The sequence below is a fragment of the Rhodoferax sp. GW821-FHT07G04 genome (assembly GCF_059418585.1).
In genome coordinates this window covers 1,902,306-1,925,350 of record NZ_JBWKQD010000001.1, presented here as the reverse complement: position 1 = coordinate 1,925,350, position 23,045 = coordinate 1,902,306, and the positions used below count along the sequence as shown (strand labels likewise).

Sequence of the window (23,045 nt, the reverse complement as noted above, 5' to 3'; positions counted from 1 at the left end):
CCGACATTGCCGCTGACGGTGTTGGGTGTTGCGTCCTCGGTGATGGAGGCGCTGTCATTGAGGGCCACGGGCAGGCTATCGGTGATGGACACATCGATGCTGTTGGAGCCGGTGACGCCATTGGCATCGGTGATGGTCAGGGCCACATGGTCGGCAATGGGAGCCGAGCCGGTGTGGGTGAGCACATTGGGGTCATAGGTGAAGCTGACCACGCCGGTGCCGGCATTGAAGCCGGTGAGCACCAAGGTGCCGTCTGGCGTCGTGATGGGGTGGGAAGCCAGATAGGCGCCATTGCCCAACTGGGCCAGCGTGAAGCTGGTGCCGCCCACGGTGATGCTGGCGATACCGGCCGGCGCCGCGATGCTGAAAGTTCCTGCCGTTGCGCCATCGGTCTCGGGCAGGGTCATGTCCGGGGCGCTGCTGGAGCCGCCAGGGCCGGGCACGGTGATGGTGGGCACACCATCGGTGGCGCCATTGATGGTGATGTTCAGGGTGGCGGTGGTGGTGGAGCCATCGCCATCGGTCAGGGTATAGGTGTAGCTGTCGGTCAGCGTCTGGCCATTGTTCAGGGCGTTGACGGCAGGGTCCGCATTGTTCAGCGTATAGGTGTAGGTGCCATTGGCGTTCAAGACCAGGCTACCGTGGGCCAGCGTGACGCTGGCGGCGGTGACCGGGTTGGCATTGGTATCGGCACCCACGGTGTCATTGGTGACGACATTGCCGCTGACGGTGTTGGGTGTTGCGTCCTCGGTGATGGAGGCGCTGTCATTGAGGGCCACGGGCAGGCTATCCACAATTTGCACGGTCAATGTACCGGCGTTGGTGTCTCCACCTAGATCGGTCACGGTCAGTGCAATGGAGTCTGTGCTTTCGGTGGCACCGGATTGGTTGAGCGCAGCTTTCAGTGTGTAGCTGTATGTGAGCGCGCCAGTGGCGGCATTGAAGCCCGTCAGTGTCAAGCTGCCTTCGCCTGTGTCAATGGTCACGGGCGTGCTGCCCAGCGCACTGAGCTGGCTGGCGGTAACGGGCGTGCCCTCCACCGTGATTTGCGACAAACCATCGGGTGCGCTGACGGTGATCGTGCCCGTGGTCGTCTCGGTGGTGTTGCTGACACTGATAAGACCCAACTCATTAACGGTAGCCTGGCCAGTCGCGCCGCCATTTCCGTCGGTTGGAACAATGCTGGGTGGACCATCGGTATGGCCATTGATGGTGACAGTAATGACCGTGGTACTGGTATCGCCATCCTGGTCGGTGATCGTATAGGTGTAGCTGTCGGTGAGCGTCTGGCCGTTCTTAAGAGCGTTGACAGCCGGATCGGCATTGTTCAGCGTATAGGTGTACGTGCCATTGGTGTTCAATACCAGGTTGCCGTGGGCCAGCGTGACGCTGGCGGCGGTGACCGGGTTGGCATTGGCATCGGCACCCACAGTGTCATTGGTCAGCACCGAACCGGTCAGCGTATTGGGTGTTGCATCTTCGGTAATGGAGACGTTATCCGCCACGGCGGTTGGCGTGTCATCCACGATGCGTACGGTCAGTGTGCCGGTGTTGGTGCCGCCGCCCAGGTCATTCACGACCAGGGCAATGGTGTCGACGCTTTCTGTGGCGGCAGGTTGGTTCAAGGCTGCCTTCAGCGTATAGCTATAGGTCAGCGCACCGGTTCCGGCATTGTAGGCGGTCAAGGTCAACGTGCCTTCGCCGGTGTCTACCGTAACCGGCGTAGTACCCAGCGTGCCCAGCTGCGTGGCGGTCACTGTTGTGCCGGCCACCACAATACTGGCGAGCCCATCCGGGGCCGTCACCGTGATGACGCCCGCAGTCGTCTCGCTGGTATTGGCGATGGTCAACAAGCCGATTTCATTGACGGTCGCTTGGCCTGTCGCTGCGCCATTGCCATCGATGGGCACGATGCTGGGTACGCCATCCGTATGGCCATTGATCGTGATCGTCAGCGTGGCTGTCGTAGTGTCGCCGTCGCCGTCGGTCAGTGTGTAGGTATAGCTGTCGGTCAGTGTCTGGCCGTTCTTGAGGCCATTGACAGCGGGCAGCGCGTTGTTCAACGCATAGGTGTAAGTGCCATCGCTATTCAACACCAAGGTGCCGTAGTTCAGCGCAACATTGGCCGCCGTGACAGGTGTCGGGTTGGCATCGGTTCCGACGTTGTCATTGGCCAAGACCGTGCCGGCAACCGTATTGGGCGTCGCGTCTTCGGTGATGGAGGCGGCATCGTTCGCAGCAACGGGAACGCTCTTGACCGGCGTGACCGGTGGAGGTGTCGGTGTGGGCGTTGGGGTCGGCGTGGGTGTGGGTACTGGTGTGGGATCCGGCGTAGGTGTCGGCGTCGGTACCGGAGTTGGTGTAACCGGGGTTGTATCTTCCGTAGACGGAGGGACCGGGATGCTCTGGGGTTGCACCACAGATGCAGGCGTTGTATCGGTTTGTCCGTCTACCGGTTGGCCGGCCCTGTCAATGGACAAAGGCGCGACGTCTTCCTGGATACGCAGCAGGCGGACAAAGCTGTGCGCATCGCTGCCATCGCCGCCACTCAGGCCCAAGGCGGTGGATTCCAGCTGTGTGGACAGGTCTCCGCCCGAGGCAATAATCTTGGCGACCTCCGCCGAGCCGCTGTTCAAGTCAACCAGCGATGCCTCTGTCTTATCGGTATGGACTGTCCCCAGCAGGTTGGCGTCGATCAGCAATTCGCGCCCGGAGGTCACGATCAAGGGCTGGCCATTGGGCAGAGCCAGTTCCAGGCGTGTACCGTCTTCGGTGACGACCGTTTGGCCTTCCTGCACCTCATCACCCAGACTCAGCGCTTTGCGGTTGCCACTGGCGTCGACTACCCAGGCCTTGCCTTGCAAGATAACGACAATGCCACGGGCTTGAGCGGAGACTTGATTGGTAGCCATGGGGAATCCTTCGAATACAGCAACACTAGATTGCCGTACTCTAAAGAAGCCAGGGCACCGGGTCTATTGTCCTTGGGTACAGGTAGCCAGACTGTATGGAGCCCGCTTCAATGGATGCCGTGTACCCGCAGCGCCAACTGCAGGCGGTCGGTGATATTGAGCTTGGTGAATACCGCGCTCAGGTGGGCCTTGACCGTTCTTTCCGATATCTGGCATTGGGATGCAATGGCGCTGTTGGAGGCGCCATTAGCCGCCAGGACGGCAACCTCAATCTCGCGTTGGGTCAGCGCCTCGCGCCAGCCGCCATCCTGGGCGGGCGGGGGTGGGACCATGCGATTGACCCCGTGTAGCAGGCGTTGCATCAGCGATTTGCCGATCCAGACATGGCCGGCATCCACGACTTCCCGCACCTGCTTGAGCGTGGCGGCATCGGAAAAAGCATGGCAGTAGGCGGCGCAACCCGCGTCCAATGCCAGCATGGCTTCCTCATCGCTGGGGTTGGAACTGGCGGCAACGACGCGAAGTTGGTCACTTTGCAGCACGCCACGCCATACTCCGTCTGACCAGGAAGGGCGTCCGGGGAGCGACAGATCTATCCAGGCCACAGAAACGGCTGGCGTTGCGCCGAATTGGAAGAATGCCCCCCAGTCGACAGCCACCGTCTGCTTAGTGCTTCCAAAAGCCTTTTGCCAATGTGCCAGCAAGCCCTTGTCCTGTGTGAGTAGAATTGTCGCCGGATTTCGCTTCATCGCTCCGTCATGGCCTTTGCTTTGGCTCTTAGTATGGGCTTCATGAGGTATGCGAGTACTGACTTCTTTCCGGTCAAAATATCTACCTCGGCCACCATGCCAGGAATAATGGGGAATTTTTGTTGCCCAATGCTACTGGAAAGAGTGCGCACGCGAACCACAAAAAAGGCATTCCCTTTTTCGTCCAGCACCGTGTCCGCGCTGATCAATTCCAGTGTCGCGTCCAGCCCGCCATAGGTCGCAAAGTCATAGGCTGTGAATTTCACCAGGGCTTTTTGGCCTGGGTGCAAAAAGGCGATGTCCCGCGGCAGCACCCGTGCTTCCAGCAGCAGGGCGTCGTCCGATGGCACTACCTCCACCAAATCTTTGCCTGGTTGGACGACACCGCCCACGGTATTGACCTTGAGCTGCTTGATCGTCCCGTTGACCGGCGAGCGAATTTCGGTTTGCTTGACCCGGTCTTCCAGCGCCGAGCTACCTTCCAGCAGGGCGTTGAGCTTGGCATTGGTCTCGCTGAGTTCGGACCGGGCGATGTTGCGGAAGGTTAGTTCCACTTCCTGGATCTTGCGGCTGGCTTCGGCTACAGCAGATTCCAGACGGGGGATGTCGGAATTGGCACTGTCTCGCTCGCCGCGGAAACGGGCCACATCCCGCTCCAGGCGCAGTAGTTCCACATCCGATATGGCTCCCGATTTGGCCAGCGGGCGTGTCATATCCAGCTCTTTGGCCGTCAGGTTGTAGCTTTGCGAGGCCTGCTCGCGTTTGGCCCGCACGGAGATCAACTCCTGCGAACGCTGTGTGGCCTGTTGCCGCGACACGCCTATCGTGGCGTCCAACTCGGCCTTGCGGGACTCATACAGCGCTCGCTCCTGCTCCACAATCTCTGGCGCCTCGGTCACCACCTCTTCGGGCGCAACAAAGCGCGAGCCCTCGGCTAACGCTTTCAACCGCGCGGCCTTGGCCAACAGGGAATAGTATTGCGAGCGGTTTTCGCGCAGCGACGACACCATGCGGGTCGGGTCCACCTTCAGCATCAGATCGCCGACTTTGACGGTCTGCCCCTCTTTGACCAGGATTTCGGACACGATGCCGCCGTCCAGGCTTTGCAGCACTTGCACCTGGCGGGAGGGGATGACCTTGCCTTCGCCCCGTGTCACCTCGTCCAGTACGGCAAAGTTCGCCCAGATCAGCAGCACAAAGACCGCCACCACGCTGATCCACACCAGCACCCGGGCGCCATGGGGCGTTTGCTCGGCAATGGCCCAATCCGCCTTGGCGTCGAAATCGCCGTCCAGTGCATCCTCGTGTTTGCCGGCCAATAGCGCCATGCCGCTGTCTATGCCGCGGGAGCAGACTTGGTAAAACCGCCGCCAGGCTGCGACCAGCCGGTGGGGCGGTTTGGGTGCTTCAACAGTGGTTGTTTGTTCCATCAGGCGGCCCTGCCTACTCTGCCGCTTTGCAGCGCGTCAATCACTTGGGCCTTGGGCCCATCGGCCATGACCTTGCCATTGTCAATGACGACCAGACGGTCAATCAGCTCCAACAGCGAGGTGCGGTGCGTCACCAGAATCACGGTCTTGCCCTTGCTGAACCGTCCCAAGCGGGCCTTGAGCAGGTCTTCGCTTTGGTGGTCCATGGCGCTGCTGGGTTCGTCTAGCAGGAGGATGGGGGAGTCGTTGAGCACGGCCCGCGCAATGCCCACGGCTTGGCGCTGACCGCCCGACAAGGATTCGCCGCGCTCCCCAATCAGCATGTCAAAGCCCCGTGGGTGGCGGTTGGCGAATTCGCTGACGCCGGCCACCTCGGCGGCCGCAATCACGTCTTGGTCATCGGCAAATGGCGAACCCAGCGCAATGTTTTCCTTCAGCGTGCCAAAGAACAGGCTGACATCCTGCGACACAAAGCCCGCTGCCCGCCGCAACTCTGCCGGATCGATCTGGCGCAGGTCTATGCCGTCGATCAGGATGGCGCCCTCGGTCGGCTGGTACAAGCCCAGGATCAGGCGCTGGATCGTGGATTTGCCCGAGCCCACACGGCCAATGAACGCCACCTTTTCTCCGGCCTGGATCTTGAACGACACATTGCGCAGCACGGCCTGCTGCTGGCCGGGGTAGGAAAAACTGACGTTTTTGAACTCGATGGAGCCCTGGAAACCATTGCGGTGCAAAAAGACCGACGCATCGGCCCGCTCCGGCTGCGTCTGCATGTGCTTCTCGACCGAGGCCAGCCCGCTCTTGGCATTGTGGTACTGCATCAGCAAGCCCGCCACCTGGCCAAACGGCGCCATGGCACGGCCCGCCAGCATGGACGCCGCGATGATGCCGCCCATGCTGATCTGGTTGTCAACCAGCAGGTAGACGCCGACGATGACCACCACCACCGACACCAGTTGCGACAACATCTGCACCAAGCTCATGATGGTGGAGGACAGCAGCTTCAGTTTGGTGCCCGTTTGCGCAATGAAAACCGTGGACTGCTCCCATTTGCGCTGGAAGGCACTCTCGGCCACCATGAACTTCACGGTCTCGATGCCGACCAGGCTTTCCACCAGCGTCGCATTGCGTTGTGAGGTCGCCCGCTGGGTTACTTCGACCAGCTCCTGCATCTTCTGCTGCACGACCATGGAGGCCACGATCAGAATGATGATGCAGAACAGCGGCGGCAGAATCAGCCACGGCGAGATCCACGCAATCACCACAAAGAACACGAACACGAAGGGAATATCCACCAGCGTGGTGATGGTGGCCGAGGCCACAAACTCCCGCACCGACTCAAAAGCACGCAGGTTGGCCGCAAACGAGCCCACCGAAGCTGGTCGGTTGGACATGCCCAGGCCCAGCACACGCTCCATGATGCGGGCCGACAGCGTCACGTCGATGCGCTTGCCCGCCGTATCCAATATGTAGGAGCGCAGCACCCGTAGCAGTGTGTCGAAGCACATCATCAGAAATACGCCCACCGCCAGCACCCACAGCGTCTCTTCCGCCCGGTTGGGCACCACGCGGTCGTACACCGTCATGGAGAACATGGGCATGACCAGTGCGAAGATGTTGATCAGCAGCGCGGCCAGAAGGCTGTCCCGGTACAGGCGCCAGTTCTGGAACACCACACCCCAGAACCAGTGCTGGGATTTCAGGTTGCCACTGTCCTCGGTGCGCGGGTCGAACTTGTAGATGGGCCGGATAAAGCAGGCGATGCCGGCATACAGGTTGTCCAATTCCTCGCGTGTCAGGACGTCGGATGACTCCCCGTTTTCGGGAAAGCGCACGCGGGCGTCGCCCGACTCCAACCACTCCAGCAGCACGCAGGCTTGGCTTTCCTTCAGCAGCAGGACCACCGGCAGCAGGCCTGGGCGCAAGGCGCTCAAGGGGCGTCGCGCCAGCTTGGCGGTCAGCCCGGCCCGGGCGGCAGCACGGGGCAGCAGGTCGGGCGTGAGGCGGTTGCCTTCCAGCGGCAGCCCGGCCGACAGGGCCTCCAGCGTGGTGGTGATGCCAAAAATCTTGGCGATGGCGATGACGCTGTCCAGAAGCGGATCGAACCGGACGTTGTGCTCACCAATGCGTTGGGCAGTCGTCGGGTTGAGGGTCTCGCTGAGGGGCATGGGGTCTTGCATATTGCGTGGGCTTCGATTCTGTCACGGCCTGGGCTCTATAAGAGTCGGTCGTCGCGTCCCAGCAAGTTCAAGGCACCATGGATACGGTTGCGCAAACCTTTGCGCACCATCAGCTTCTTTTGCGCCGCTTCCGGCAGGTCGGTGTGATGGATCACGTTTTTCAGTATCAGCGTGTCGATCAAGTCTTCCAGCACCCGCACAAAGCCTGCGTCCACGGCATCGAAAGCCGGCTCGGCACTCTTCGGCGCGCCGAAGAATTGCAGGATGTCCGGGTGGTTTTCTTCCAGGGCTTCGCTGCCGGATTGCGGCTGTCGGGATACCGACTGAATGGAACCATCTGCATTGCGGGACACATGAAACATAGGGTTCAGTCCAACTGGAAAAGTTCTAGGCCTGCACAGGGGCCTTTGAAGCCCTGCAGGCATATTAGCACCCACTAGCCACGCAGCACAGGCCCCGGCCCGGAATGCAGGCCGGGCCCGCTGCGAGCGCTAGGCCAGCGTGGGCGCGCTGGCGATCACGCCACCACCCAGGCAGATGTCGCCGTCGTACAGCACCGCCGATTGCCCCGGCGTCACCGCCCACTGGGCGTCGCCAAACGCCAGGGAAAACCCTTGCGGACTGGCCTCGCCCACGGTACAGGCCGCATCGCTTTGGCGGTAGCGGGTCTTGGCAGCCAAGCGGCCGGCCGCGGGGGCGTTGCCGCTGGTCCAGCTCGCATCCAGCGCCTGCAAGCTGTGGGACTGCAGCCAGGGGTGGTCATGGCCTTGCACCACCCACAGCGTATTGGTCGGTATGTCCTTGCGGGCCACAAACCAGGGCGCGTGCTCGCCGCCGCCCTTTTGGGCCCCCTTGGCCTTGATGCCGCCTATGCCCAGGCCTTGGCGCTGGCCCAGCGTGTAAAAGCTAAGTCCCTGGTGCTCGCCCAGCAGGCGGCCCTTGGCGTCGCGCATGGGGCCGGGCTCCTTGGCGATGTAGCGGTTCAGGAACTCGCGGAACGGCCGCTCGCCAATGAAGCAGATGCCGGTGGAGTCCTTCTTCTTGGCATTGGGCAGGCCGATTTCTTCGGCAATCTGGCGCACCTGGGTCTTGTGCAGCTCGCCCACCGGGAACAGCGTCTTGGACAGCTGGGCCTGGTTCAGGCGGTGCAGAAAATAGCTTTGGTCCTTGGACGGGTCCAGGCCCTTGAGCAGCTCGTGCAGGCCGGTGTGCGGGTTCTGCCGCACCCGTGCATAGTGGCCGGTCGCAATCTTCTCGGCCCCCAGACGCATGGCATGGTCCAGGAAGGATTTGAACTTGATCTCCGCGTTGCACAGGATGTCGGGGTTGGGCGTGCGCCCCGCTTGGTATTCGCGCAAGAACTCGGCAAATACCCGGTCCTTGTACTCGGCGGCGAAGTTGACGTGCTCAATCTCGATGCCAATGACATCGGCCACGGCGGCGGCGTCGACAAAATCGATGTTGGAGGTGCAGTAGCCAGGGTCGTCGCTGTCGGCATCTGCGGCGCGGTCGTCATCTTCCCAATTCTTCATGAAGATGCCGATGACCTCGTGCCCTTGCTGCTTTAGCAGGTGGGCGGTCACCGCCGAATCCACACCGCCGCTCAGGCCCACTACTACGCGTTGCTTGCTACTCATATAGGGCGATTTTACCGGGGGGCGTTTTCCCGGTGTACCTAAAGGAAATTCGACCACTAGCCCTCGTCGGTTCTATGTGTTGCGCTACTATTTTGGTAGCAATCTGGGTGGGCCTCAGGTCTGCGCGCCTTTGACCCAGGCCACCACGCTCCAGCGCACGCGCTGGCCGGTGTTGGGCAGTGAGCGGTGGGGCGTGTAGCGGCTGATGACCGCCGCCTCGCCAGCGCGCACCGCGGGTGCGTGGCGCGGCAGGCCGTCCAGCAGCGCGTCGGGGATGACAAAGCGGCCGGTCTCGGTGCGGGTGTGCTCCAACGGCGCGCTCTGCGGCGTGGTCACCAGTTCCAGCCCGCCGTTGTCGGCATCGGTATCGCACAGCGGCATCCAGCAGGCGCCCAATAGCGTATGGCAGGTGGAGTCCGCGCGCACGGGCCGGGGGATGGCCACATCCGAATGCCAGCCGTGCAGGGTCTGCGGCATGGCGGGCACGTTGACGCGCACGCGTATCGTCATGCCGGTGGGCTCAAAGGGGCCGCTCACCTGGGCGATGGCGTCCAGCAGCTTGGGCTTGTGCTGCAGATCGGCAATGCGTGGGTCCAGGTGGGTGTCTGCATACACGGCGGTCAGCAGGGCCGATGCATAAACCGGGTTGCTCAGCGCGATGGTCTGCAGCCGGTGGAAAATGTCCTGCTCGGGCGCGCTGTCGGCATAGGGTGTGCGCAGCGCGCGGGCCACGTTGTCGATGGTCTCGTGGATGGCGTCGCGCATGGCCGACAGTTCGTCCTCCTGCAGCAGGTCAACGATGCGGAAGGCGGGAGACTGGGTTTGCAATGGCGTGGTGTGCATGGCGCAAGTTTACGGTGGCCCTTGCGCACACCGTCAGGCCAAGGGACCTGCCTGCCGGGCCCAATCCACAAAATTGTGCACGACGGCATGCTCGCGTTTGGCATGCCAGGCCAGCCCGATCTGCCAACGGGCCGCCTTGCCATCCAAAGGGAGTAAACGCACGCCCTGGCTCTGCAGATTGCTGGACCGCAAGGGCACGAAGGCCACGCCCAGGCCGGCGGCGACCAGGGCCAGCACGGTCTGCACGTCGTCGGCGACCTGGCGTATGCGTGGCACAAAAGAATGGAATGTGCTCCAGCGGTCGATCTGGGCCGCCAGGCCGGGCCCGCGCACACGGGCCAGCGCCACAAAACCGGCGTCGTTCAGCACCTCCAACTGGCGGGGCAGGCGGCGCCAGGTGCTGGATGCGGGCGCCGCCAGAGCGAGCTGGTCGTGCAGCAGCGGCAGCGACTGCAGCCCGACCGCGGTGGGCAGGCGCAAAAAGCCCAGATCCAGCTGGCCCGACAGCAATTGCCGCGCCTGCTCGGCCGAGGGCAGGTCGTTCAGCGTGATGCCCACATCGGGGTAGCGCGCGCGAAACCCGGCGATCCACTGGGGCGCCAGTGTCAGGGATGCCAGACCGAAGCCGATGTTCAGATGCCCGCGCGCACCCTGGCTGGCTTGCCGGGCCCGCAGCAGGGCGGCGTCTGCCTGGCCGACCAGGGCGCGGGCGTCGTCCAGAAACTGCGTGCCAAAGGCGGTCAGCACCGCACCGTGCCGACCCCGCTCGAACAGGCGCGCGCCCAGTGCCTCTTCCAGCGCCATGACCTGCTTGCTCAGGGCGGGCTGGGTGACACACAGCAGGCTGGCGGCGCGGCCAAAGTGCCCGGTATCGGCTGCGCATAGAAAGGCGCGTAGCAGCTTGTATTCCATTCCAGGTAGTTATGAGTTTGCGACTAAATTTTCATTTTACAAATGGATGGGCAAAGGCTTCAATGCCTGCACACCACTAAGCCTTTGCAATCCATCCATGTCTTCATCTCCATCCACGCAGTCTTCCGCCGTCCCTTCCACCTCGCATACCCAGGCCTACTTTGGCGACACGGCCTACAACGTGCTCTACGCCACCGTGCTGCTCAACAAGCTGGGTGACGCGGTGTTCTCCTTCTTTGTTGCGGCCTATCTCTATACGCTGGGGGTGCCACTGCCGGGCGTGCTGCTGTTCTTCGCCTGCGAATACGGGCTGCGTGGCGCGCTGTCGCCACTGGGCGCAATGTTTGTGGCCCGCTGGGGTGTGGCGTTCACCTTGCTGGCGGCGGGGGCCCTGTCGGCACTGTTCTTCCTGGCCTTGGCGCTGGCGGGCCACCACGCCCAGGCGGCCTTTGCGTGCTTTGCACTGTATGCCCTGTCGCGCGCGCTTTACCACCCGTGCAAGCATGCGCTCAACGCCCTGCTGGTGCGCAACACCCACCGGGGGCGGCAGCACACGCTGGAACAGGTGATGACCAGTGTCGGCGGCGCACTTGGCGCTCTGTTCGCGGGTATGGGCTTGGCGCACGGGCGGCCCCTGGTCACCGCCAGTCTGGCCGCGGCGTTTTCGCTGGCCAGTGCGCTGCCCTTTGCCTGGTACGTGCGGTGCCACTCCTTGGCCGTGGCCCCGGCGGCCGTGCCGCAGTTTGCCGAGCCCTACCGCTTTTTGGCCGGTGCGGACTTCCGCGCCAACTGGGTCCCCTTCGGCGCGGAGGCCACGCTGTCGGCCAACCGCTTTGTGGTTGCGCCACTGTTTCTGTACCTGACCGTCCGCCACTTCGACGTCATGGGCCTGGTGGTGGGTGGGGCCTTGGTGGTGGAAGCGATCGTCACGCTATGGCATGGTCGACATATCGACCGTGCCGGCAACCAGGCGGCATTGGCGCGGTCTACCTGGGCGCTGTCGATGGCCTATGGGGCCTATGCGGTATTGGCGCGCAGCAGCCTCACTGCGTTTGCATGCCAGTTGGCGTTCCAAGTCAGCAACAACCTGTTTGCCAGCGCGTGGAACACGGCCATCCACCGCAACATCCAGGCGTCCGCAACCCCGCTGGTCTATGCGGCGGCCAAGGAGCTGTGGTTGGGTTTGGCGGCCTGCATCCAACTGTGCCTGCTGGCGGCCCTAGCCGTCTGGCTGGGCGACGTGGCCTTGCTGTGCATGCTGGCGATGGGCGCCATGGCCGTGCATCTAGCGCGGTGCACCGCCGCGCCGGAGGCCGCGCCGCGCAGCGCCTAGGCCAGGCGCGGTTCCAGCCGGAAGGCGCTGACGGCCTGCACCAACAGCCGCGCTTGCTGGCTCAGGCTGTCGGCGGCGCCGGCCGACTGTTCCACCAGGGCGGAGTTTTGTTGTGTGGCCTGGTCCAGTTGTGACACCGAGTGGTTGACCTGCACGATGTCGCGGCTTTGGGACTGCGACATCTCGCCCAACTCGGTGATCAGGGCCACGACGCGGGCCACCTGGGCGCGGATGTCTTCCATGTTGTTGCCCGCAGTGCCAACCAGGCGCGAGCCGGCCTCCACCTTGGCGACATTGCTGGTGATCAGCGACTTGATCTCGCGCGCAGCCGTGGCCGAACGCTGCGCCAGGCTACGCACCTCGGCGGCCACCACGGCAAAGCCGCGCCCCTGGTCGCCAGCGCGCGCCGCCTCGACCGCGGCATTCAGCGCCAGGATATTGGTCTGGAAGGCAATGCCGTCGATGACGCTGACGATGTCGGAGATGCGCTGCGAGGCCTCGTTGATGTGCGCCATGGTTTGCACCACTTCACTGACGACCGCGCCGCCGCGTTGCGCGGCGCCATTGGCCACGACGGCGCAGTCGTTGGCTTCGCGGGCGCGCTCGGCGCTGTTACGGACCATGTCCGATATTTGCTCCATCGCGGCGGCAGTTTCTTGCAGGCTGGAAGCCTGGCGCTCGGTGCGCTGCGACAGGTCACCATTGCCCATGGCAATTTCTGCGGCACCAATGGCCACCGAATCGCTGCTGGCACGCACCATGCCCACCAGTTCACGCAAGGACTCCTGCATGGCGCGCAGCGAATTGGTGAGCTGCCCCACTTCGTCCTCGGCCTCGGTGACGACCTGGGTGCTCAGGTCGCCCTGGGAGATGCGTTCGGTCACATGCACGGCGGCCAGCAGCGGGCGGGTCACGCTGCGAGCCATCCAGGTGGCGATCATTGCGCCCAGGACCGCAGCCAGGCCCAGCAAAGCCAGCATGGCCCAACCGGCCTGGCGCACGGTGAGATCGGTGCTCTGGCGGGCCTGGTCCATGCGCTGGCGCTGCAGGTGGATGAGGGCGTCCAGTGCCGAGAAGTAGGTGGTCTGCGCACCCGCCACCGCACCGATCAAGGCGTCGCGGGCGGCCTCGTTCTGGCCTTGCATGCCCAGTGCCAGGGCTTGGTCCATCTGCGCGACATAGGCCAGGCGGGCGCTGGTCACCGTCTGTAATTGCGCGCGCTCGTCCTCGGCGGCCAGCAGCTCTTCCAACTGCTTCAGCAGGGCGCGGGTGGAGCCCCGGTTGCCGTCTATCGTGGCCTTTTCGGCCTGCTTGCTCTTGTCGTCGGTCAAGAGCGCGATGTTGCGTGCGGCGCGTGCCGTCAGGTTGACGTTGTCCTTGATATTGGCCAGCACGGTCACGATGACCAGGTTGTGGTCGGTCAACTCGCGCACCTGGGCACCCACCTGCTGCAGTGCCAGTCGGCCGAACAGGGCCACGGCAATGCTGACGATGATGAGCAGCGCAAAGCCAAAACGCATGCGCGTGGCAATAGGCCGATCTTTGAAACGCTTCATGGAATCCTCCCTGGACGATGGAAATACGGTGTTATGAATTCCAACGCCGTCCCGGGAGGCACTTCTGCTGAGGCCTGATTGGTTTGTATGTGTGGACGCAGTATGCGCGCAAGCCTGGGCGATGGCAAACGCGATAAACGCGCGGAAGCCTTTTAAAAACCTAAAATGGGTTTGTTTGGTTGGATTGTGAGTAAAATGGGCCTGAAGCCCTCGTATTCACTATATATGTAGCTACTGTTTTGATAGTGACTAGACTGGGCGTGTGACGCTGGCATCCGCCTGCACCAGCGCCAGCGGATAGCGTGCACCGCGCAGGTAGTCGTCCAGGCATTGCACCAGCAGCGGACTGCGGTGGCGCGCCGCGCTGGCGCGTATCTCGTCGGCCGTCAGCCACAGCGCGCGCACGATGCCGGTATCCAGCGTGCGCTGGGCATCGAAGCCGGCCAGGCTGCCGCAGAAGGCAAAGCGCAGGTAGGTGGTGTCGCGGCCGGCGGGCCCGTGCTGGCGCGACAGGTAGATGCCCACCAGGGCCTGCGGCGTGAAGTGGTAGGCAGTTTCCTCTAATGTTTCGCGTATGCAGGCCTGCTCGGGTGTTTCGCCACAGTCCAGGTGGCCGGCGGGGTTGTTCAGGCGCAGTCCGTCGGCGGTTTCTTCCTCTACGAGCAGGAAGCGGCCGTCGTTTTCTATCACCGCGGCGACAGTGACATGGGGTTTCCAGCGTGTGTCCATACCCCATTATCCGAAGGAAATCAAAGGGAAACCCCGGGGGCAGCCGCCCCGCGCAGGCCATTTGCCGCAAAACCGCTTTCGCCGTGCGGTTTGCGGGGGAAATTCAGTTAAGCTGCACGGCGCCGACCGTTTGCCGGGCTTAGAACTTGTCCGTGCTCGCGTTGGACTGTTGCAAATTTTTAGCTGAGGAGTTGCTGCATGCAAACTGGTGGACCTACAGGAACAACGACGGCACAGCGCATAGGCGTACCGCGCGAAACTTTCCCCGGCGAGAAACGCGTGGCCACAGTGCCCGAGGTGGTCGAGAAGCTCATCAAGCTCGGCTTTGCGGTGTCGGTCGAATCCGGCGCCGGTGCACTGGCCAATTGCAGCGACGACACCTACCGTGCTGCCGGTGCCCAGATCGTCGAGGGCGCAGCTGCTTTGTGGGCCGCCAGCGATATCGTGTTCAAGGTTCGCCCGCCCAGCCCGGACGAGGTCGCCTTGATGCGCGAAGGCGGCAGCCTGATCGGCTTCATCTGGCCCGCGCAAAACCCCGAACTGATGCAGCAGCTGGCCGCCAAGAAGGCCACGGTGCTGTCCATTGACGCACTGCCCCGCACACTCTCCCGCGCGCAGAAGATGGATGCGCTGACCTCCATGGCCGGTGTCAGCGGCTACCGCGCCGTTATCGAGGCGGCCAATGCCTTTGGCCGCTTCTTCAATGGCCAGATCACGGCCGCGGGCAAGGTGCCGCCCGCCAAGGTCTTTATCGCCGGCGCCGGCGTGGCCGGTCTGGCCGCCATCGGCACGGCCGCCAGCCTGGGCGCCATCGTACGCGCCAACGACACCCGCGCCGAGGTGGCGGACCAGGTGGTGTCACTGGGCGGTGAGTTCGTCAAGGTCGATTACGAAGAAGAAGGCTCGGGCGGCGGTGGCTACGCCAAGGTCATGTCAGAAGGCTTTCAGGCCGCGCAACGCGCCATGTATGCCCAGCAGGCCCGCGAGGTGGACATCATCATCACCACCGCACTCATCCCCGGCAAGCCCGCGCCCAAGCTGATCACCGCTGAGATGGTGCAAAGCATGAAGCCCGGCAGCGTGATCGTGGACATGGCGGCCGAGCAGGGTGGCAACTGCGAGCTGACCGAGCCCGGCCAGGCCGTCGTCAAGCATGGCGTGACCATTGTGGGCTACACCGACTTGGCCTCGCGCCTGTCCAAGCAGTCGTCCACGCTGTATGCCACCAACCTGTTCCGCCTGACCGAAGAGCTGTGCAAAACCAAGGACGGTGTGGTCAATGTCAATATGGAAGACGATGCCATCCGCGGCCTGACGGTCGTCAAGGACGGCGCCATCACCTGGCCGGCCCCACCCTTGAAGCCAGCCGCCGTGCCGGCCCCCAAGCCCGCCGCACCGGTGGTCGAGAAGAAAAAGGGCGGCCATGGACATGGCAGCAGCGAGCCCATGGCTGCCAAGACGCTGGCCATCGTGTTTGCGGTGGCCGCCGTGGTCTTCTGGTTCATTGGCGCCTACGCGCCCACGGCCTTCCTGGGCCACTTCACCGTCTTTGTGCTGGCCTGCTTCATTGGCTACATGGTGGTGTGGAATGTCACGCCGGCCTTGCACACGCCGCTGATGAGCGTGACCAATGCCATCTCCAGCATCATCGCTATCGGGGCGCTGGTCCAGGTCGCGCCGCCCGAAATCGGCATGGCCGGGCGGCCGGACGACCTGATCCGCTGGCTGGCGGTCGTGGGCCTGGCGCTGACGGCGGTCAATATGTTTGGCGGCTTTGCCGTCACCCGCCGCATGCTGGCCATGTTCCGCAAATAAGAACAACAACGAGAAAAAAAGGAAAAATGACCATGTCCCAAAGTCTCGCAACGGTGTCCTACCTGGGTGCCGCCATTCTGTTTATCCTGAGCCTGGGTGGCCTGTCCAACCCCGAAACCTCGCGCCGCGGCAATGTCTTCGGCATGGTGGGCATGGCACTGGCCGTGCTGGCCACCGTGTTCGGCCCGCGCGTCAGCCCGTCCGGCATGGCCTGGATCGTCGCCGCGCTGGTGGCCGGTGGCGGCGTGGGCTTGTACGCCGCGAAAGTGGTGAAGATGACGCAGATGCCCGAACTGGTCGCGCTGATGCACAGCCTGGTGGGTCTCGCGGCCTGCCTGGTGGGTTTCGCCAGCTATGTGGATACCTCCATCCAGTTCCAGGGCGCCGAAAAGATGATCCACGAGGTCGAGATCTACATCGGCATCCTGATTGGCGCCGTCACCTTCTCGGGCTCCCTGATTGCCTTTGGCAAGCTCAATGGCAAGATCGGTGGCAAGCCTTTGCTGCTGCCCGGCCGCCATTGGCTCAACCTGGCGGGCCTGTTGGTGGTCATCTGGTTTGGCCGTGAATTTTTGGCTGCGCACGATGTGGCTGCCGGCATGACGCCCCTGGTCGTCATGACCGCCATCGCACTGCTGTTTGGCGTGCACATGGTCATGGCCATTGGCGGCGCCGACATGCCGGTCGTGGTCTCCATGCTCAATAGCTATTCGGGTTGGGCGGCCGCGGCTACCGGCTTCATGTTGAGCAACGACTTGCTGATCGTGACCGGAGCCTTAGTGGGCTCATCGGGTGCCATCCTGTCCTACATCATGTGCAATGCGATGAACCGCAACTTCATCAGCGTGATCGCCGGCGGATTTGGCTCCGGCGCTGGCACTCCCGCCAAATCGGGCGAGGCGGCCCAGCCCCAGGGTGAAGCGGTACCCGTGAGCGCGACCGAGACGGCCGAACTGCTGCGCGATGCCAAGAACGTCATCATCGTTCCCGGTTATGGCATGGCCGTGGCCCAGGCCCAGCACACGGTGTTCGAGATTACGAAGACCCTGCGCGAAAAAGGCGTCAACGTGCGCTTCGGCATCCACCCCGTGGCGGGCCGCATGCCCGGCCACATGAATGTGCTGCTGGCCGAGGCCAAGGTGCCATACGACATCGTCATGGAAATGGACGAGATCAACGACGACTTCCCCGACACCGATGTGGCCATGGTTATTGGCGCCAACGACATCGTGAACCCCAGCGCCCTGGAAGACCCCACCAGCCCCATCGCCGGCATGCCGGTGCTGGAAGTCTGGAAGGCCAAGACCTCCATCGTCATGAAGCGCAGCATGGCCTCGGGTTACGCTGGGGTCGACAACCCGCTGTTCTACAAAGAGAACAACCGCATGCTGTTTGGCGATGCGAAGAAGATGCTGGATGAGGTGCTGACTGCATTGAGAGGCTAGGGAAAACACCAAGAGCATCACGAGTGCCCACCCTAGACATTCGCGGGCAGAATATCCGCTGCTCTCTTTACAGTTGGGATAGGCAAGCATGACAGATCGCATTTGGCTCAATAGTTACCCCAAAGATGTGCCCGCCGATATTGATGTGGCGGCATACACCTCCTTGGTGGCCTTGATGGAAGCCAGCTTCCAGAAGTATGCGGATCGTGCGGCTTACAACTTCAAGGGCACGGAAGTCAGCTATGCCAAAACCGACACGCTGAGCCAGTCCTTCGCGGCCTATCTGCAAGGCCTGGGCCTGGTCAAGGGCGATCGCGTTGCCATCATGATGCCCAATGTGCCCCAGTACCCGGTGGCCGTGGCAGGTATCCTGCGCGCCGGTTTTGTGGTGGTCAATGTCAATCCGCAGTACACGCCGCGCGAGCTGCAACACCAGCTCAAGGACTCAGGCGCCAAGGCCATCGTCATCATCGAGAACTTTGCCACCACGCTGGAGAAGTGTCTGTCGGCCACGCCGGTCAAGCACATCGTGCTGTGCGCAGCGGGAGATCAGCTGGGCCTTCTCAAGGGTGCCATTGCCAATTACATGGTGCGCAAGGTCAAGAAGATGGTGCCGGCCTTCAGTCTGCCCGAGGCCGTGCGCTTCAACACCGCCATTGCCATTGGCGCGAAGTCCTCGTTCAAGAAACCCGACATCAAAGCTGATGATGTCGCGGTGTTGCAGTACACCGGCGGTACCACTGGCGTGTCCAAGGGTGCAGTTCTCCTGCATCGTAATGTGGTTGCCAATGTATTGCAGTCCGAGGCATGGAACAACCCGGTGATGAGCACCATCCCCGCCAATGAACAAGCCACCGGTGTGTGTGCGTTGCCGCTGTACCATATCTTCGCGTTTACTGTCAGCATGATGCTGTCCATGCGTATGGGTGGCAAGCTGATTTTGATCCCTGACCCTCGAGACATCCGGGGGGTGCTCAAGGAACTGCGCAACCACACCATCCACACCTTCCCTGCCGTCAACACGCTGTTCAACGGCCTGGCCAATCACCCGGATTTCAACACCGTGGACTGGAGCCACCTCAAGGTGTCGGTCGGTGGCGGTACCGCTGTGCAGGGCGCCGTGGCCAAGCTGTGGTTCGAGAAGACCGGCTGCCCCATTTGTGAAGGCTACGGCTTGAGCGAGGCCTCACCCTCGGTGAGTTGCAATGTCGTGACGGCCACCGAGTACACCGGCACCATTGGCCTGCCTTTGCCCAACACCTATGTGAAGCTGCTGGACGATGACGGCAATGAGGTCGCCGCCGGCGAGTCGGGCGAGATTGCGGTCAAGGGTCCGCAGGTCATGGCCGGCTACTGGCAGCGCCCCGACGAGACCGCCAAGGTCATGACGGCCGACGGCTACTTCAAGACTGGCGATGTGGGTGTGGTCGATGCGCGCGGCTATTTCAAGATTGTGGACCGCAAGAAGGACATGATCCTGGTCAGCGGCTTCAATGTCTTCCCCACCGAGCTGGAAGACGTGCTGGCGCAAATGCCGGGTGTGCTGGAGTGTGCCTGCGTGGGCGTGGCCGACTCCAAGTCCGGCGAAGCCGTCAAGCTGGTGATCGTCAAGAAGGACCCCAACATCACTGAAGCTGATGTGCGTGCCTTCTGCAAGGAAAACCTCACCGGTTACAAGCAGCCCAAGGTTGTTGAGTTCCGCACCGAATTGCCGAAAACGCCGGTTGGCAAGATTCTGCGGCGGGAGTTGCGAGACAAATAGGCCATAATCAACTGGACCATCTGCCGGCAAGGTCGTGGAGCAATCCACGACCTTTTTGTTTTCAGCCTGTATTCGGCGTGCTACGTGGGTATACAGTGTCAGGCGCGAGTCGTGGCAAAAAACCTTGCATGAAACCCGTTTTCCTTCCCCAGTACCGAACGCAACCTAGCCAGGCACTTACGCCCGCGCAGGTACCTGCCGTGTTGCAGCAAGCCATTGCTCTGCACCGACAAGGACAGTTGCCGCAAGCCAACGCTCTGTACGAGCGTATTTTGAAAGTGCAACCCCAGCATGCGTTGTCGATGCAAATGCTGGGGACGGTTGCTGCGCAGACGGGGCAGTTTGCGCAGGCGGTTGATTGGTATAACAAAGCCATTCGGGCGCAGACGGCGCCACCGGCAGAGTTGCATGCCCAACTAGCGTTTGCCCTGCAAGAGTTGGGGCGGTTGGATGAGGCGCTTCTTGCGTACGACCAGTCACTGGCACTTAATCCGCGTCAGGCCGATACCTTTAACAACCGGGGCGTAGCATTGCAACGCCTCGCGCGTTTGGACGAAGCCATCGCCAGCTATGACCAAGCCATCGCGCTACGTCCCGATTACGCAGAAGCCCATTTCAACCGGGGCAGTGCGCTGTTGACTGCCAAGCAATTGACTCAAGCGGTAGTGAGTCTGGACGCCGCTATTGCGCTGCGTCCAGATTACGTGAAGGCGCTTGTCAACCGCGGCGTAGCTTGGCAGCAATCCAAGCGGCCTGACTTGGCACTGAGTTGCTACGACAAAGCACTCGCCCTCAACCCCTACTACCCTGAAGCCCATTTCAACCGAGGTGGCGCCTTGCAGGCGCTGAAGCGTCTTGATCAGGCAGTTTCAGCGTATGACCAGGCGATTGCGTTGCGCGAGAACTATGCCGATGCCTATTTATTCAAATCAACGGCCCGCTTGCTGCAGGGAGACTTTGCGCAGGGCTGGAGACTGTATGAGTGGCGCTGGAAGACGGAAGACAGTATTCCCCGCATTCGTCCATTTGCACAGCCGATATGGCTGGGAGACGCCTCGCTGGAAGGCAAGCGCATCTTGCTGCATGGGGAGCAGGGCCTGGGCGACATGCTTCAGTTCTGTCGCTATGCCAAGTTGGTAGCTGAGCGCGGGGCGCATGTCATTTTGGAGGTTCCCAAGCTCCTGGCTAGTCTGCTGGACGGACTGGAGGGTGTGCACGAGATGGTGGTGACCGGCGCCCCGCTGCCGGCTTTTGATTTTCATTGCCCGCTGCTTTCCTTGCCGCTGGCCTTCCGGTCCGATTTGGCCACGATCCCGCAGGCGCCATCGTATATACGTAGCCGTCCCGATGCGGTGCGGGCCTGGGAGGCCCGTTTGGGTTCGCGGAGTCGCCCGCGGGTCGGCCTTGTTTGGAGTGGCAATCCGCAGCATGCCATTGATTACAACCGGAGTTTGGCCCTGGAGTCGCTATTGCAGCATCTCCCCGACACTTGGGACTGGTTCAGCTTGCAAAAAGAGGTGCGTGCCGAAGATGTGCCCGCCTTGAATGCCTGCACCAACATCCACCATTTTGGTGATGAGCTTCGGGATTTCGGCGACACGGCCGCGTTGTGCGAACTGATGGATGTGGTAGTCAGTGTCGATACCAGTGTCGCCCATCTGAGTGCAGCCTTAGGCAAGCCCACATGGATTTTGCTGCCCTTTGTGCCGGATTGGCGCTGGCTGCTGGACCGCGAGGACAGCCCATGGTATGCATCCGTGCGACTGTATCGCCAAGCCACAGATGGGGACTGGACTGGGGTGTTGAAACGAGTCTGTGCAGACTTGGATGCATACACGCCCCGCCATTTGGCCTAGCAAATCCTTGCTTCTTTCAGGTGGCTATAGAAATGTGATCGGTCGCCTCGTTGGTGGCTATCGATGAATGCATATGACCTCTCAATCCCCCATCGCCATCCTCAGCGCCCTTGCCGAAGAGCAGCAAGGTCTGATCGCCCAATTGCACAACGGCCATTGTGTGCACCACGCGGGGCGGGAGTTCTGGTTGGGGCTGCTTCACGGCCAGCAGGTCGTGCTGGCGCTGTCGCGCATCGGCAAGGTGGCGGCGGCTACGACCGCTGCTGCGTTGGTTGAGCACTTTGGTGTTTGCGCCATAGTGTTCACTGGTGTGGCGGGTGGTGTGGGCGATGGCGTACACGTGGGAGATGTGGTGGTGGCCTCGGGCTTTGTGCAGCACGACATGGATGCATCGCCGTTGTTTCCGCGTTACGAGATTCCACTGACCGGGCGCGCGCTGTGGACCACCGATGCGGCGTGGACGGGGCATTTGCAGCGCGCCTGTGAAACCGGTCTTGTGGGCCTGCAGCTCCATGCCGGGCACTTGCCAGTCGTGCACCGGGGGTTGATCGCTACGGGCGACCGCTTTGTGAATAGTGCGCAGGAAGTGGCTAACTTGCAGGCCGCGTTGTTGTCGCACGGGCACCGCGCCTTGGCGGTCGAGATGGAGGGCGCGGCGGTGGCCCAGGTGTGCGGCGACTACGGCGTTGCGTTTGCCGCGGTGCGTACCATTTCTGACCGGGCCGATGACACGGCGCATGTGGACTTCTCCGCCTTTGTGCGCGATGTGGCCAGCGTCTACGCCGACCGCATCATCGCTGTGTTGCTCGATTCACTATCAAAAACGTAGCGCTATGCGTATATTCCACGAGGGCTAGCGCCTAATTCTTTTGAAACTACTTCAGCCAGCCGCGCTTGCGGAAGTACCACATGGGTCCCAAGGCACTGGCCACCATCAGCGCCAATGCATAGGGGTAGCCCCAAGCCCAGTCCAGTTCGGGCATGGCCTTGAAGTTCATGCCGTAAATGCTGGCAATCAAGGTAGGTGGCAGCAGGGCTACGCTGGCCACGGAGAAGATCTTGATGATCTTGTTCTGGTTGATGTTGATGAAACCGACGGTGGCGTCCATCAAGAAGTTGATTTTGTCAAACAGGAAGGCCGTGTGCGAATCCAGCGAGTCGATGTCGCGCAGGATCTGGCGCGCCTCTTCAAACTGCTGACCGTTGAGCATCTTGCTGCGCATCATGAAGCTGACCGCGCGGCGCGTGTCCATCACGTTGCGGCGGATGCGGCCATTCATGTCTTCGTGGCGGGCGATGGCGCCCAGCACTTCGCTGGCCAGCGCGTCGGTCACGTCGCCGGACAGCACCTGGGTACTGACCTTTTCCAGCTCGTCGTAGATGCCTTCCAGTGTGTCGGCGGAGTATTCGGCATCGGCGTCGAACAGCTTGAGCAGCACCTCCTTGGCGTCTTCGATCAGGCCGGGTGCGCGGCGGGCCCGCATGCGCAGCAAACGGAACACCGGTACGTCTTCGTCGTGGATGGAGAAAAGCACGCCCCTGCTTTTGAGCTCTTCGTTGAACTGGTTCAGGATGAAGGCTACCCGCACCGTGCGCGGCTCGTGGTCATCGGCAATCAAGAAGTCGCTGCGGATGTGCAGCTCGCCGTTGTCTTCGGCGTAGAAGCGGGCGGATTCTTCGATGTCCTCGTCCATCGCATCTTCCGGGATGGACAGGCCGTAGTACTGCTTGACCCAGCGCTTTTCTTCCACCGTCGGCGATTCGAGGTCCACCCAGATAGGCTGGAACTGCGACAGCTCTTCTAACGACTCGATCTCTTCTTGAAACAGCCGTCCGTTGGCGAGCGTGAAAATGTTGAGCATGGCGATTCAATCGGGGTCAGA

Annotated in this window: 17 protein-coding genes; 6 read left to right on the top strand and 11 right to left on the bottom strand. The window is 62.2% G+C overall.

Translation table 11 applies throughout. The annotated features are described in order from the left end of the window. The 8 genes from AC07OO_RS08895 to AC07OO_RS08860 form a co-directional block, all read right to left on the bottom strand. On the bottom strand, nucleotides 1-2,912 hold a 2,912-nt coding region (locus AC07OO_RS08895), incomplete at its 3' end, for a retention module-containing protein (RefSeq protein ID WP_495081688.1). A 107-nt stretch (nucleotides 2,913-3,019) separates the two neighbouring features. Continuing rightward, on the bottom strand, nucleotides 3,020-3,454 hold the full coding sequence (locus AC07OO_RS08890) for a response regulator transcription factor (RefSeq protein ID WP_495081687.1): 435 nt from the start codon (nucleotides 3,452-3,454) through the stop codon (nucleotides 3,020-3,022). Between the two features lie 203 nt (nucleotides 3,455-3,657). Beyond that, nucleotides 3,658-5,091 carry an HlyD family type I secretion periplasmic adaptor subunit gene (locus AC07OO_RS08885; protein WP_495081686.1) on the bottom strand — a complete coding sequence of 478 codons (1,434 nt, stop codon included), beginning with the start codon at nucleotides 5,089-5,091 and terminating at the stop codon, nucleotides 3,658-3,660. After that, entirely contained in the window at nucleotides 5,091-7,274 is a 2,184-nt protein-coding gene (locus tag AC07OO_RS08880) for a type I secretion system permease/ATPase (RefSeq protein ID WP_495081685.1), read from the bottom strand. Before AC07OO_RS08880 ends, AC07OO_RS08885 begins: the two co-directional genes overlap by 1 nt. Nucleotides 7,275-7,309: 35 nt before the next feature. Continuing rightward, nucleotides 7,310-7,636, bottom strand: coding sequence for a hypothetical protein (locus tag AC07OO_RS08875; RefSeq protein ID WP_495081684.1), 327 nt, complete (start codon nucleotides 7,634-7,636; stop codon nucleotides 7,310-7,312). A gap of 129 nt (nucleotides 7,637-7,765) precedes the next feature. Continuing rightward, entirely contained in the window at nucleotides 7,766-8,911 is a 1,146-nt protein-coding gene (gene mnmA / locus AC07OO_RS08870) for a tRNA 2-thiouridine(34) synthase MnmA (RefSeq protein WP_495081683.1), read from the bottom strand. A gap of 114 nt (nucleotides 8,912-9,025) precedes the next feature. Continuing rightward, nucleotides 9,026-9,754, bottom strand: a complete 729-nt coding sequence (locus AC07OO_RS08865) for a phytanoyl-CoA dioxygenase family protein (RefSeq protein ID WP_495081682.1) — start codon at nucleotides 9,752-9,754, stop codon at nucleotides 9,026-9,028. A 33-nt stretch (nucleotides 9,755-9,787) separates the two neighbouring features. Further along, entirely contained in the window at nucleotides 9,788-10,666 is an 879-nt protein-coding gene (locus AC07OO_RS08860; RefSeq protein WP_495081681.1) for a LysR family transcriptional regulator, read from the bottom strand. Nucleotides 10,667-10,763: 97 nt separating this feature from the next. Here AC07OO_RS08860 and AC07OO_RS08855 point away from each other — a divergent pair, with 97 nt between their 5' ends. Continuing rightward, on the top strand, nucleotides 10,764-11,999 hold the full coding sequence (locus AC07OO_RS08855) for an MFS transporter (RefSeq protein ID WP_495081680.1): 1,236 nt from the start codon (nucleotides 10,764-10,766) through the stop codon (nucleotides 11,997-11,999). Here the strand turns inward: AC07OO_RS08855 and AC07OO_RS08850 are convergent. Both AC07OO_RS08850 and AC07OO_RS08845 read right to left on the bottom strand, forming a co-directional pair. Beyond that, nucleotides 11,996-13,555, bottom strand: coding sequence for a methyl-accepting chemotaxis protein (locus tag AC07OO_RS08850; RefSeq protein ID WP_495081679.1), 1,560 nt, complete (start codon nucleotides 13,553-13,555; stop codon nucleotides 11,996-11,998). The genes AC07OO_RS08855 and AC07OO_RS08850 overlap by 4 nt on opposite strands. A 249-nt stretch (nucleotides 13,556-13,804) precedes the next feature. Next, on the bottom strand, nucleotides 13,805-14,284 hold the full coding sequence (locus AC07OO_RS08845; RefSeq protein ID WP_495081678.1) for an NUDIX hydrolase: 480 nt from the start codon (nucleotides 14,282-14,284) through the stop codon (nucleotides 13,805-13,807). Nucleotides 14,285-14,482: 198 nt separating this feature from the next. Here AC07OO_RS08845 and AC07OO_RS08840 point away from each other — a divergent pair, with 198 nt between their 5' ends. The 5 genes from AC07OO_RS08840 (at nucleotide 14,483) to AC07OO_RS08820 (ending at nucleotide 21,991) form a co-directional block, all read left to right on the top strand. Beyond that, complete coding sequence (locus AC07OO_RS08840; RefSeq protein ID WP_495081677.1) at nucleotides 14,483-16,099, top strand: Re/Si-specific NAD(P)(+) transhydrogenase subunit alpha; 1,617 nt, start codon at nucleotides 14,483-14,485, stop codon at nucleotides 16,097-16,099. A 32-nt stretch (nucleotides 16,100-16,131) separates the two neighbouring features. Continuing rightward, nucleotides 16,132-17,544: a Re/Si-specific NAD(P)(+) transhydrogenase subunit beta gene (pntB, locus tag AC07OO_RS08835; protein ID WP_495081676.1), complete on the top strand. Its 1,413-nt coding sequence runs from the start codon at nucleotides 16,132-16,134 to the stop codon at nucleotides 17,542-17,544. Between the two features lie 88 nt (nucleotides 17,545-17,632). After that, nucleotides 17,633-19,306, top strand: a complete 1,674-nt coding sequence (locus AC07OO_RS08830; RefSeq protein WP_495081675.1) for a long-chain-fatty-acid--CoA ligase — start codon at nucleotides 17,633-17,635, stop codon at nucleotides 19,304-19,306. A 128-nt stretch (nucleotides 19,307-19,434) separates the two neighbouring features. Continuing rightward, the gene (locus AC07OO_RS08825; protein ID WP_495081674.1) at nucleotides 19,435-21,162 is read left to right on the top strand and encodes a tetratricopeptide repeat protein; all 1,728 of its coding nucleotides are present in this window, start codon (nucleotides 19,435-19,437) and stop codon (nucleotides 21,160-21,162) included. Between the two features lie 73 nt (nucleotides 21,163-21,235). Then, nucleotides 21,236-21,991 (top strand): 5'-methylthioadenosine/adenosylhomocysteine nucleosidase, encoded by a 756-nt coding sequence (locus tag AC07OO_RS08820; RefSeq protein ID WP_495081673.1) that lies wholly within the window; start codon nucleotides 21,236-21,238, stop codon nucleotides 21,989-21,991. A 46-nt stretch (nucleotides 21,992-22,037) separates the two neighbouring features. Here the strand turns inward: AC07OO_RS08820 and corA are convergent, their stop codons facing one another. Then, entirely contained in the window at nucleotides 22,038-23,024 is a 987-nt protein-coding gene (gene corA, locus AC07OO_RS08815) for a magnesium/cobalt transporter CorA (RefSeq protein WP_495081672.1), read from the bottom strand. Between the last annotated feature and the right edge of the window lie 21 nt (nucleotides 23,025-23,045).